The sequence below is a fragment of the Pseudomonas sp. TE6288 genome (genome assembly GCF_054062095.1).
In genome coordinates, this window is the sequence record NZ_JBSSEW010000009.1 from 38,684 (window position 1) to 50,146 (window position 11,463).

At 67.5% G+C, this 11,463-nt stretch carries 9 protein-coding genes; 5 read left to right on the top strand and 4 right to left on the bottom strand.

The window, feature by feature from the left end; all coding sequences use genetic code 11:
* Positions 1-3 precede the first annotated feature (3 nt).
* A complete protein-coding gene (locus ACVWY1_RS10995; RefSeq protein ID WP_139672473.1) occupies positions 4-1,410 on the top strand; it encodes an efflux transporter outer membrane subunit in 1,407 nt (468 codons plus the stop codon).
* A 60-nt stretch (positions 1,411-1,470) separates the two neighbouring features.
* On the opposite strand, the gene pvdP is transcribed toward ACVWY1_RS10995, so the two are convergent.
* A complete protein-coding gene (gene pvdP, locus ACVWY1_RS11000) occupies positions 1,471-3,093 on the bottom strand; it encodes a pyoverdine maturation tyrosinase PvdP (protein ID WP_277503304.1) in 1,623 nt (540 codons plus the stop codon).
* A gap of 147 nt (positions 3,094-3,240) precedes the next feature.
* On the opposite strand from pvdP, the gene ACVWY1_RS11005 reads away from it, so the two are divergent.
* Positions 3,241-4,173, top strand: coding sequence for a siderophore-interacting protein (locus ACVWY1_RS11005; protein WP_457378266.1), 933 nt, complete (start codon positions 3,241-3,243; stop codon positions 4,171-4,173).
* A 70-nt stretch (positions 4,174-4,243) separates the two neighbouring features.
* Here the strand turns inward: ACVWY1_RS11005 and ACVWY1_RS11010 are convergent, their stop codons facing one another.
* The 3 genes from ACVWY1_RS11010 to ACVWY1_RS11020 form a co-directional block, all read right to left on the bottom strand.
* Positions 4,244-5,644 (bottom strand): aspartate aminotransferase family protein, encoded by a 1,401-nt coding sequence (locus ACVWY1_RS11010; RefSeq protein ID WP_102683108.1) that lies wholly within the window; start codon positions 5,642-5,644, stop codon positions 4,244-4,246.
* A gap of 247 nt (positions 5,645-5,891) precedes the next feature.
* Entirely contained in the window at positions 5,892-7,214 is a 1,323-nt protein-coding gene (locus ACVWY1_RS11015; protein WP_457378267.1) for an ATP-binding protein, read from the bottom strand.
* Positions 7,211-7,894, bottom strand: a complete 684-nt coding sequence (locus tag ACVWY1_RS11020; RefSeq protein ID WP_102683106.1) for a response regulator — start codon at positions 7,892-7,894, stop codon at positions 7,211-7,213. The genes ACVWY1_RS11015 and ACVWY1_RS11020 overlap by 4 nt, the downstream gene beginning before the upstream one ends.
* A 200-nt stretch (positions 7,895-8,094) precedes the next feature.
* On the opposite strand from ACVWY1_RS11020, the gene dsbD reads away from it, so the two are divergent.
* The 3 genes from dsbD to dsbG are packed head-to-tail and all read left to right on the top strand — an operon-like array spanning position 8,095 to position 11,403.
* Positions 8,095-9,813, top strand: coding sequence for a protein-disulfide reductase DsbD (gene dsbD, locus ACVWY1_RS11025; protein WP_457378268.1), 1,719 nt, complete (start codon positions 8,095-8,097; stop codon positions 9,811-9,813).
* The gene (locus tag ACVWY1_RS11030; RefSeq protein ID WP_457378269.1) at positions 9,813-10,643 is read left to right on the top strand and encodes a TlpA family protein disulfide reductase; all 831 of its coding nucleotides are present in this window, start codon (positions 9,813-9,815) and stop codon (positions 10,641-10,643) included. Before dsbD ends, ACVWY1_RS11030 begins: the two co-directional genes overlap by 1 nt.
* A gap of 1 nt (position 10,644) precedes the next feature.
* Entirely contained in the window at positions 10,645-11,403 is a 759-nt protein-coding gene (gene dsbG, locus ACVWY1_RS11035) for a thiol:disulfide interchange protein DsbG (RefSeq protein ID WP_102684968.1), read from the top strand.
* The last annotated feature ends 60 nt before the right edge of the window (positions 11,404-11,463 follow it).

The window sequence follows — 11,463 nt, forward strand, 5'->3', positions numbered from 1 at the left end:
CCCATGACGATCCCCTGCCGTATCAGCTTGCTGGCCCTGAGCCTTGGCCTGGCCGCCTGCAGCACCCCACCGCCGCCTGCGGCGAACATCGACGCCCCGCCGGCCTGGCAAGGGCCGACCAGCGCCAACCAGGCCCTGCCGGACAACCAGTGGTGGCGCGCCTTTGCCAGCCTGGAACTGGACCAGTTGATCGAGCGCGCACGCTCGAACAGCCACGACCTGGCGGCAGCCGCGGCGCGGGTGCGCAAGGCCCAGGCCATCGCAGTGATCGCCGGGGCGCCATTACTGCCAGAAGTACAGCTCGGCCTGGATGGCAGCCGGCAGCGCCTGTTGCGCGGTGAAGGCAACAGCCAGCTCGACGCCAGCAGCAGCGAGCGCACCAGCACCTCGTTCGGCACCCGCCTGAGCGCCAGCTACGAGATCGATTTCTGGGGCGGCCTGCGCGCCACCCGCGACAGCGCGCTGCGCAGCCTGGATGCCAGCCGTTTCGATCGCCAGACAGTCGAGCTGACCCTGGTCAGCGCCGTGGCCGACAGCTACCTGCAAGGCCTGGCACTCGACGAGCAACTGCGCATCGCCCGGCTCAACCTGGACAATGCCCGCGACGTGCTGGGCCTGGTCGAAGCCCGCGAACGTTCAGGCTCGGCCACCCGCCTGGAACTGGCCCAGCAGCGCAGCCTGGTCGCTGCCCAGGAACGCCAGCTACCGTTGCTCGAACAGCGTCGCCAGGACAACCGCATCGTCCTCGCCACCCTGCTGGGCGACCCGGTGCAGGCCCTGCCCGACAATCGCGAAATGATCAGCAACGTACAGTGGCCCAGCATCGGCAGCGGCGTGCCCAGCGAACTGCTCGGCCGGCGGCCGGACATCGCCGCCGCCGAGGCGCGCCTGGCGGCGGCCAGCGCCAACATACAGGTGGCCCGGGCGGCCATGCTGCCTCGCCTGATACTCGGCGCGAACCTGGGCAGCGGTGCGCGCACCCTGCCCAATGTCTTCGACAGCCCCTACTACACCCTGACTGCCGGCCTCGCCGCGCCGATCTTCAACAACGGCCGACTCAGCGCCGCACGGGACCAGGCCAGCGCCGAACAGGAGGAATTGCTGGAGCTGTACCGCGGCAGCATCCTGGCAGGCTTCGCGGATGTGGAGAAAGCCTTGAACGCCATCGCCGGTGTTGAACGCCAGCGCCGCTGGCAGGACCAGGAGGTGGAGCAGGCACGCATCGCCTTCGACCTGGCCCAGCAACGTTACGCCGCCGGCGCCGAGACCCTGCTGACGGTACTCGAGACCCAGCGCACGCTGTATCTGGCCCAGGACCAGCAGGCGCAACTGCGCCTTGAGCAGTTGCAGGGCAGCGTGGCGCTGTACAAGGCATTGGGTGGGGGCTGGCAGACGCCGGTCAAGCTGTAGGGCACGCGACAAGTCCCTGCAGGCGCGGGTTTGCCCGCGCTTGCAGGGGCACAGGGTGCATCAGGGCACGATGTTTTTCAGTGACAGGTGGCGCGCGTACCAAGGGCGTTGCGGCACCTTGCGCAGCAGGCTATCGAGCTTTTCTTCGTTACCGAACGTGATACGCAGGGCCAACTTCATGGTCTCCACGTCCATCTCCACCGACTTGCCCAGGCGCATGCCTGGCTGCGTGCTGCAGCCATGGGTGTCCGGGCCCAGCCACGGGTCGCCGGCTTCGACCCAGCGACCCGGGGCGAACCAGGGCACGCCATTGACCTCCAGGCGCCGTACCTGACCGGGGTGATAGCGCTCATGGGCACGGAACCAGTCGTCGATGCGGTCGTCGATCCAGCCATGGAAACCCCAGAACACCGGATTGACATGGGACGAGAACGGATCGCCGAGAAAATCGTTTTCGGGCTCGAACCAGCGCGCGGCAAAGTCTGCCTGGTCACGGGCGAACGGCACCGGCGCGCCATTGTTCGGATCACGCGGCACCGACGCCCAGCACATGTGCAGCCAGTCGTGCAGGTTCATCTCCAGTTCCGAACCGAAAGCCCCAAGGGTCAGCTTCGACAGGTACAACGGGTCCTGGTACTGCGACTCCCACACCTGGAAGTTGCTGCAGTAGGTTTCGCCGGCCTTGATCGCCCCAACCCACTGGCCATAGGCTTCGTCGCCCGGCGCCTGCCAGGTTGGCGGCACGCAGTAGCCGTCGTGGTTGTCGAAATAGCGGGCAAAGCCTGCGCGGTCGAACTCGACGCTCGGCTGCGGCAGCGGGAAGCGCTGCCACGAGGGCAGGTCCTGCAAGGTGCGTGCATACATCAGCATGTGCCGGTGCATGAACAGGAAATCGATGCCCGAGCCATTGCGGTGCTTGCGCGGGCCACGGGCATCGCGCTCATGGTCCCTGGGCCCGGGCTGCCAGCCCAGGCCACGCAGGGCGTCCTGCTTGTTGCGCGGCAATTTGTGCCACTGGTCACGGGTGGCATGCCAGAGCTGGTGGAACAAGCGGTGTTCGGCACCGACCACCCAGGCCAGCATCTCGGGGGTGTAAGGCAGGCGTTCACGGGCCTCGGGGAACAATCGCTTGACTGCGACGAAACGGCTGTCGGGCACCGGCAGCGTCAGCGGCCGATCCAGACGCTGCACGCGCCCGGTCAGCGTGCCGCTGCCGGCATTGGCGAATTCGGCCCAGACTTCGTCCAGACTGGCCACGCACTCATAGCCCGGCCCGCCATGCTGGTTGATCAGGCGCCAGCGCACCTGCGCGCTGCTGGCACCGACCAGGTCACCCAGCACGCGGTAGGCCGGCTCGCCAGCCCCACGCAAGCGCTCGCCGGTATCGACGAAACCGCGCAGGCCGCGCCCCTTGGTGGCGACGTCGAGGAACATCTCGACACCTTGCTGGGGCAGCCCATCCAGGCCGCGCTCGGCACCCTCGAAGCGGATTTCCCAGACGCCGCGCAGTTGGTCCGCGAGCATCTGGCCTGCGTAGTCGGCCAGCTCGACGCTGGCTTCCCCAGGCGTGACGATGTCGTCCTCGGGGTCATGGGTCAGTTGCTTGTGCGCGTAATAGGCCGCCGTGCCTGTGGCGCCTGCCACAGCCAGGCCGGCGATGAATCCTCGTCGGGAAATTGTCATTGCGCCTCAATCCGTCTTCGCGTGCCGCGACTGCTATCCAAGCTAGAACGTAGGCGGGCCAGGGAAATTTAGGCGCGGCTCACCCCGGCTAATTAACCGCGCAGTGCGCTCGTCTGATGGGTATCTCCCGCTGACAGAGGCATGCCCATGACCTCCCCGCTTGCCCGCCTGGCACCTGCTGCCCAGGCCACGCCCTACCGGCTCTTCGACCTCGACCTCAAGGCCATCGAAACCCTGAGCCCCTCACTGACGCGCTTCGTCTTCACCGGCGAGGACGTCGCGCAGATGACCACCCTGGCCCCCGACCAGCGTGTGAAGTTGCTGTTTCCGACGCCAGCCGGCGCGCCATCCAACCTGCCCAAGCACGCGCAATGGCAGCAGGCGCGGCGCGAACTGCCGGCGCAAGACATGCCGCCCATGCGCACCTACACCATCCGCGCCCTGCGCCGCGAGGCGCTGGAGGTGGATGTGGACTTTGTCCTGCACGGCGTCAATGGCCCCGCCTCGGCCTGGGCCACCCATGCCCGCGTCGGCGACCGCCTGCAGATGGTCGCCCCCAACCTGGCATATGCCGACGACCCCGGCGGCTATGAATGGAAACCGCCACGCAGCGCCCGGCGCATTCTGCTGGTCGGCGACGAAACCGCCCTGCCGGCGATTGCCGGCATCCTCGAACAGCTGGCCACGACCGCGCCGGAGCTGGCAGTGGAAGCCTTCATCGAAGTCCCGTTGGAAGCCGACTGTCTCGACCTGCGCCAGAGCCCGGCCACCCGCCTGCACTGGCTGCCACGCGACCTGCTGCGCAGCGAGCACGGCCAAGGCATGCAGCACGCCGTGCGCGAGCTGGCCAGCCTGCCGGCGCCGCGTGGCGCGTCGACGGTCGAGCTGGAAGACGTGGATATCGACGAAAGCATCCTGTGGGAACAGGCCTGCGGCGAACACGGCGACTTCCATGCCTGGGTCGCCGGGGAATCGGGGACTGTCATGGACATCCGCCGCTACCTGATCAAGGAGCGCGAGCTGCCGCGAGAAAGCCTGACCCTGATGGGTTACTGGCGCGCCGGGCGCGTGTTCGACTGAGCAACGAGCAGGGGCGCCTTGCGCCCCATCGCCGGCAATGGACGAAGGGGCTGAACGCAGCCCCGGAACATCAACCGGCCTTGACCGCCGCCGCGACGGCTTCGGCAAATCTTGCCGCCACTTCATCGATCTGCTCGGCACTGATGATCAACGGCGGCAGGAAGCGCACCACAGCACCATGGCGACCGCCCAGCTCGAGGATCAGGCCGCGGCGCAGGCACTCGCGCTGCACCTTCGGCGCCAGGCTGCGGCATGCCGGCGGATGCCCCTGCGCGTCGCGCTTGCCCGCCGGATCCACCAACTCCACGCCCAGCATCAAGCCACGGCCACGAATATCGCCGAGCTGCGGATAGTCCTGCTGCAACCGCTGCAGGTGCCCACGCAAGCGCTGGCCCATGGCCTCGGCGTGCTCGCACAGACGGTGCTCGACCAGGTACTTCATCACCGCAGAGCCCGCCGCCATCGCCATCTGATTGCCACGGAAAGTGCCGGCGTGCGCACCCGGCGACCACTGGTCGAGCCAGTCGCGGTAGACCATCACCGCCAGCGGCAGGCTGCCGCCGATGGCCTTGGACAGGGTGACCACGTCAGGCACGATGCCGGCGTGCTCGAAGGCGAACATCTTGCCAGTGCGGGCGAAGCCGCTCTGGATCTCGTCGACGATCAGCGCCACCCCGGCCTGCTCGGTGATCCGCCGCAGCCCGCGCAACCACTCGATATCGGCAGGGATCACACCGCCCTCGCCCTGCACCACCTCGACGATCACCGCCGCTGGCAGCGCCACCCCGGCCTCGGGGTCGTTCAGCAGGTTTTCCAGGTAGTGCAGGTTGGCGCGCACGCCCGCCTCGCCACCCAGGCCGAACGGGCAGCGGTAGTCATAGGGATAGGGCAGGAACTGCACGCCATTGTTCAGCAGCGCGCCAAGTGGCTTTTTCGGCCCCAGGCTGCCCATCAGGCTCAGGGCGCCCTGGGTCATGCCATGGTAGGCGCCCTGGAACGCCAGCACGGTGCTGCGCCCAGTCACGGTACGCACCAGCTTGAGCGCGGCCTCCACCGCATCGGTACCGGTCGGGCCGCAGAACTGGATCTTGGCTTCGCCGCGCAGGCCCTCGGGCAACAGGCCGAACAGGTCCTGGACGAACTGGTCCTTGACCGGCGTGGTCAGGTCCAGGGTATGCAGTGGCAGCTCGTCAGCCAGCACGCGCTGGATCGCGTCGATCACCACCGGATGGTTGTGACCCAGGGCCAGCGTGCCAGCACCGGCCAGGCAGTCGATGAATTGGCGGCCCTCGACGTCCTCGACGTACAGGCCTCGGGCGCGCTTGAGCGCCAGCGGGATGCGTCGCGGGTAGCTGCGGGCGTTGGACTCCTGCTGTTGCTGGCGCAACAGCAGGGGCGAATCCTCGAATTCGTACAGGGGGCGCGGCGCGGTGGCCGGCAGCACCTGGGCAAGGCTGGAAGCGGTCGACATCGGAAAATCCCTCGCAAGCAAGCGAATGTGCCCGCCACGCGCCCTGTAACCGGATGTGTGTCGGGTTCTTATCGCTTGAAAAACGCTTCAGCGAGGTGCGGATTTAGCGGTTGCCGTCGGATTTGTTGAGGATCTGCGGCCTCTGTCGCGGGGCAAGCCCGCTCCCACGCCATGCGCTGGCCCGGCAAGAGCAGTCGCGCGGATGCGAATTGCGTGGGAGCGGGCTTGCCCCGCGATAGGTATGAACTCAACTCCCCGAGCGTGCCGGCACCTGCAGGCACACCCGCAAGCCATCGGCCTGGCTGTCGAAACGCAGGTTGCCAGAACAGCGCTGGACGATGGCCTGGACGATCGCCAGCCCCAGGCCGCAGCCACCGCTCTGGCCGTTGCGCCAGAAACGCTCGGTCAGGTGTTCGAGATCTGCCGGCGCGATACCTGGACCATGGTCGCGCACGAGGAAATCCACCTGGCCGTCCTGCGCCTGCACATCCAGCTCCACGGCGGCATCACCGCCATGGCGCAGGGCATTGTCCAGCAGGTTGCGCAGTGCCGCCACCGCCAGCGGCGCCGGCATGCCCAGGTAGACCCTGGCCGCTTCGTCGGGCAGATGCAGGTGAATACGGCGGTTGTCGCCGCCCCCGGCATCCTCGATGGCCTGCCGGGCAACCTGGGCGGCGCTGCACTGCACACCGTCATCGAACGACAGGCTGCCCTCGACCCGCGCCAGCATCAGCAACTGCTCCAACGTGCGGTGCATGCGGTCGGTACCCTGCTCGGCGTGTTCCAGGGCCTGTTCGCGCACCGCGCCGTCAGTCATGCGCGCCACCTGCAGGTGGGTCTTGATCGCGGTCAACGGGCTGCGCAGTTCATGGGCGGCGTCGTCGGTCAGGCGGCGTTCGCGCTCGAGGGTCTGGGCGATGCGCAGGAACAGCTGGTTCTGGGTGTCGAGCAGCGGTTGCAGTTCGCTGGGCAGGCCGGCCACCTGCAACGGCTCGACGCTGTCGGCGCGGCGCCTGCGCAAGGCGTCGCGCATGCGATTGAGCGGTTCCAGGCCCTTGCCCAAGCCGATCCACAACAACCCCAGGCTGCCCAGCAGGGCCATCAGCACCGGTGCCGAGGCCGCCAGCAGGATCGACTGGTTCAGCGCCTCGCGCTCCTGGTGACGGTCGGCGGTGGTGATACGCACGTCGCCATGGTTGTAGGTGAAGGTACGCCATGAGGCGCCATCGATGGTCTGGTCACGGAACCCACTGCGCTCGTCGTCCATGGCGCCATCGTGCTTGTGGTTGCTGGCGAGGATCTCGCCACGCAACGAGCTGACCTGGCAGGCCATGCCATCCGGCACACTGAACTGGTCAGCGGAGAAATGCGCGTCCTGCCCCTTGGCGGTCAGCGGCTGCGGCAACTGGTCGATCAGCCCCGCGACCATGCGCGCCGAGGCCACCAGCCGCTGGTCGAGGGAAAACATCATCTGCTGGCGCAGGTCACGCAGCATCCACGCCGCCGCCAGTGCCCAGATGACGATGAACACGCTGCCGAGGATCAGTGACAGGCGTACCCGCAGGCTCATGATGCGGCCTCCTCCGGCGCCTGGGCCGGGCCCAGGCGGTAACCCAGGCCGCGCACGGTCTCGACGATGCTGTTGCCCAGCTTGCGCCGCAGGTGGTGGATATGCACGTTCAGCGCATTGCTCTCGACTTCGTCGCCGAAGCCATAGACGCAATCCTTGAGCTGCTCGCTGGAAAGCACGCGCCCCGGATTCTGCAGCAGCGCCTGGAGCAGCGCCTGTTCGCGCCGCGACAGGTCCAGTGGCCGACCAGCCAGGGTCGCCTCGCAACTGCTGGGGTCGTAGCGCAGCGGACCATGCTCGATCACGTTCACCGCCCGCCCGGCCACCCTACGCAGCAGGGTGTGCAAGCGGGCGGCGAGTTCGCGCAGGTCGAAGGGCTTGAGCAGGTAATCGTCGGCACCGGCCTGCAGGCCATCGACCCGGTCGGTGACCGCGTCACGGGCGGTGAGCACCAGCACCGGCAGGATCTCGCCCTGCTGGCGCAGGCGGCGCAACAGCTTCAGGCCATCTTCGTCGGGCAGGCCCAGATCGAGGATCATCACGTCGAACTTCGCGGTCTGCAGCATCTGCCGAGCCTGCGAGGCGCTGGCCACCCGGTCCACGGTCAGGCCTTGGGCCGAGAGACCGGCGCAGATGCCGCTGGCGATCAGGTCATCGTCCTCGCAGAGCAGAACGTGCATGGGGGGGCTCCTGGGTGGGGAAGATGGCATTGCACAGGTTCATCATTAAGGGGGGATTATGAACCGGTTTGGCGACGTTCGTCGGGCTGATAGCATCAGGCGCTGCAACGCCCCCACCGACGGTCCTAGGACCAGCTTAACCTTCAGTTAATAACCCAAGGCCAGCATGGCCTCCTTCAAAGTTCTGCCAAGGCGTCGACATGCGTGTTCTCCTGCTTTTCCTGACATTCCTGCTCGCCGGCCCCCTACAGGCCAACCCGTTCGCGGTCAAACCGGACTTCCTGCCGGTGAACGAAGCCTTCGTGCTGACTCACGACCGCCTGGAAAACGGCCAGACGCGCCTGCATTTCCAGATCAAGGACGGCTACTACCTCTACCAGAAGCGCCTGAAGTTCGACGGCCTGCCCCCCGAGCAGCACCCGCCCCTGCCCCAGGCCGAGAACCATCACGATGAGTTCTTCGGCGACAGCGCGGTCTACCGCACCCAACTCGAACTGCTGCTGCCGGCCAGCGCCAGCGGGGAACTGCGCCTGGGCTGGCAAGGCTGCGCGGACGCAGGGCTATGCTATCCGCCGCAGACCACCCCGATCGCCCTGGGCGGGGCGGCTGCGGCAACACCGGCTGCCGACCAGGCCAGCGACCAGGCCCTGGCCGGCACCTTGCAGCAGGATAGCCTGGCCTGGAGCCTGCTGGCATTCTTCGGCCTGGGCCTGCTGCTGGCCTTCACCCCGTGCTCGCTGCCAATGCTGCCGATCCTCGCCGGGCTGGTCCTGGGCAATGGCGCCAGTGCCCGACGTGGCTGGTGGCTGGCCGGCATCTATGTGCTGAGCATGGCGCTGGTCTATGCCGCCCTCGGCGTGATCGCCGCGCTGCTGGGCGCCAGCCTGCAAGCCTGGCTGCAACAACCCTGGCTGCTGGGCAGCCTGGCTGGTTTGTTCGTGCTGCTCGCCCTGCCCATGTTCGGCGCTTTCGAACTGCAACTGCCCGCCGCCCTGCGTGACCGCCTGGACCGCGCCGGGCAAGGCACCCGTGGTGGCAACCTGTATGGCGCGGCGCTGCTGGGCGCCCTGTCGGGCTTGCTGCTGGGCCCCTGCATGACCGCGCCCCTGGCCGGCGCGCTGCTGTTCATCGCCCAGAGCGGCGACGTGCTGCAAGGGGCACTGGTGCTGTTCACCCTCGGCCTGGGCATGGGTGTCCCGCTGTTGCTGCTGGTCACCCTGGGCAATCGCTACCTGCCACGCCCAGGCGCCTGGATGAACCTGGTCAAGGGCTTGTTCGGCTTCGTGTTCCTGGCCATGGCCCTGTACACCGTGCGCGGCCTGCTGCCGGAAACGCTGGTGCTGGCCCTGGCCGGTGCCTGGTTGATCGCTCTGGGCTGGGCCGCCTGGCCAGCCCTGCAGCGCCTGCCCGCCTTGCGTGCTATCCCACTGCTGGGCGCGCTGTGGGGCGGCCTGTTGTTGGTGGGCGCCGCAGCCGGTGGCAATGATGTGTGGCAGCCTTTGCAGCCTTTTGCCGGCAAGAGCACGGCCACGGCCCCCGCCAGCGGCCACGACGCCTTTGTCACCGTCAGCGCACCGGCCGAGCTGCAACGTGAACTCGATGCCGCCAAGGCACGTGGACAGTGGGTACTGGTGGACTACTACGCCGACTGGTGCGTGTCGTGCAAAGTCATGGAGAAACAGGTGTTCGCCCGTGCCGATGTCCAGACCAGTCTTGACGGCGTACACCTGCTGCGCCTGGATGTGACCGCCGACTCCCCGGCCAGCCGCGAGTTGCTGCAACGCTACCAGGTGCCGGGCCCGCCCAGCCTGATCTGGGTCGGCCCGGAGGGCGACGAGCGCCGCGCCCGCCGTATCACCGGTGAAATCGACGCCGCCGGATTACTCCAGCACTGGGCCCAGACCAGGAGCCAAGGCTGATGCTCACCGTCACCCTCGGGCCGCTGACCATGGCCCTCAACCACCTGCTGCTGCTTGCCGCGCTGGGCATCGCCAGCCTGGTCGGCTGGCGGGTCGCCAGGCGCGGCGGCGAAAACCCGGAGTCGGCGCTGTTCAACCTGTTCCTGCTGGGCTTGCTGTTCGCCCGCCTGGGTTTCGTCCTCGCCTACTGGCCGATGTACCGTGACGACCTGCTGCAAATAATCGATATCCGCGACGGCGGCTTCCTGCTCTGGGGTGGGCTGCTGGGCATCGTGCTCGGCACCCTGTGGCAAGGCTGGCGCCGCCCGGGCCTGCGCCGCCCGCTGGGCTGGGCGCTGTTCAGCGGCGCCCTGTTCTGGGGGCTGGCCAGCCTGGCCAGCCATCTCTACAGCAAGGGCACCGAACTGCCCGACATGAGCCTGCGCGACAGCCGCGGCCAGGCGGTGGCCCTGCACGACTACCGCGGCCGCCCACTGGTCATCAACATCTGGGCCACCTGGTGCCCACCCTGCCGCCGCGAGATGCCGGTGCTGCAACAGGCCGAGGACGACTATCCCCATGTGACCTTCCTGTTCGTCAACCAGGGGGAGACCCCTGAGAACGTCAGCACCTTCATGGCCACCACCGGCCTGACCCTCTCCAACGTGCTGTTCGACGGCACGGGCGAGCTGGCCCGCAAGGTCGGCTCCATGGCCCTGCCCACCACCCTGTTCTACAACGCCGAAGGGCGGCTGGTCGGCAGCCACCTGGGCGAACTGTCGCGCGCCAGCCTGCGCCACGCCCTGGAACCCTTCGAACGCGCCGATGCGCCCGCCCCACAAGGAAACTGACATGCGATTGAATGCACTGCTGCCCCTGACCCTCGCCCTGCTTGCCACCCCCACGCTGCAAGCAGAGGAACTGCCCAAGGCGATCCAGCAACTGCAAGCCAAGGGTGCCGTGATCAAGGGCAGCTTCGACGCCCCCGACGGGCTGCGCGGCTATGCCGCCGAGTACCACAACAACGGCATTGCCCTGTACCTCACCCCCGACGGCAAGCACGTCCTGGTGGGCAGCCTGTTCGACGAGCAAGGCAAGGACCTCAGCGCCGAACCCTTGGAAAAACTGGTGTACGCACCGATGAGCAAGGCCGTGTGGGCGAAGATGGAAAAGACCGCCTGGATCCAGGACGGCAAGGTCGATGCGCCGCGTACCGTCTACCTGTTCAGCGACCCCAACTGCCCCTACTGCAACATGTTCTGGCAGCAGGCGCGGCCCTGGGTCGACTCGGGCAAGGTGCAACTGCGCCACATCATGGTCGGCATCATCCGCGAGGACAGTCCGGGCAAGTCCGCCGCGCTGCTCGCCGCCAAGGACCCTGCCAAGGCCTTGCAGGAACACGAGAAGGCCGGCAAGGCCAGCTCGCTCAAGGCGCTGGACAAGGTGCCGGAGGCGGTACAGAAAAAACTTGAGGCGAATCTGGCGCTGATGGAAGAACTGGGCCTGGCCGCAACCCCGGCGATCTTCTATCAGGATGAAAAGGGGCAGTTGCAAAGCCAGCAAGGCGCGCCGCGGCCAGAGATGCTCGGGAAGATCCTCGGCAAACGCTGAAACGCGTCAGGGGAAACGGCTCAGGGCAGCTTTCCGGCTGGCTGCCCTGACCGCCCTGCC

What these genes read in the sequence shown, in the direction of transcription:
- ACVWY1_RS10995 (WP_139672473.1), top strand. Translation starts at nt 4, where the DNA reads ATGACGATCCCCTGCCGTATCAGCTTGCTGGCCCTGAGCCTTGGCCTG.
- pvdP (WP_277503304.1), bottom strand. Translation starts at nt 3,093, where the DNA reads ATGACAATTTCCCGACGAGGATTCATCGCCGGCCTGGCTGTGGCAGGC.
- ACVWY1_RS11005 (WP_457378266.1), top strand. Translation starts at nt 3,241, where the DNA reads ATGACCTCCCCGCTTGCCCGCCTGGCACCTGCTGCCCAGGCCACGCCC.
- ACVWY1_RS11010 (WP_102683108.1), bottom strand. Translation starts at nt 5,644, where the DNA reads ATGTCGACCGCTTCCAGCCTTGCCCAGGTGCTGCCGGCCACCGCGCCG.
- ACVWY1_RS11015 (WP_457378267.1), bottom strand. Translation starts at nt 7,214, where the DNA reads ATGAGCCTGCGGGTACGCCTGTCACTGATCCTCGGCAGCGTGTTCATC.
- ACVWY1_RS11020 (WP_102683106.1), bottom strand. Translation starts at nt 7,894, where the DNA reads ATGCACGTTCTGCTCTGCGAGGACGATGACCTGATCGCCAGCGGCATC.
- dsbD (WP_457378268.1), top strand. Translation starts at nt 8,095, where the DNA reads ATGCGTGTTCTCCTGCTTTTCCTGACATTCCTGCTCGCCGGCCCCCTA.
- ACVWY1_RS11030 (WP_457378269.1), top strand. Translation starts at nt 9,813, where the DNA reads ATGCTCACCGTCACCCTCGGGCCGCTGACCATGGCCCTCAACCACCTG.
- dsbG (WP_102684968.1), top strand. Translation starts at nt 10,645, where the DNA reads ATGCGATTGAATGCACTGCTGCCCCTGACCCTCGCCCTGCTTGCCACC.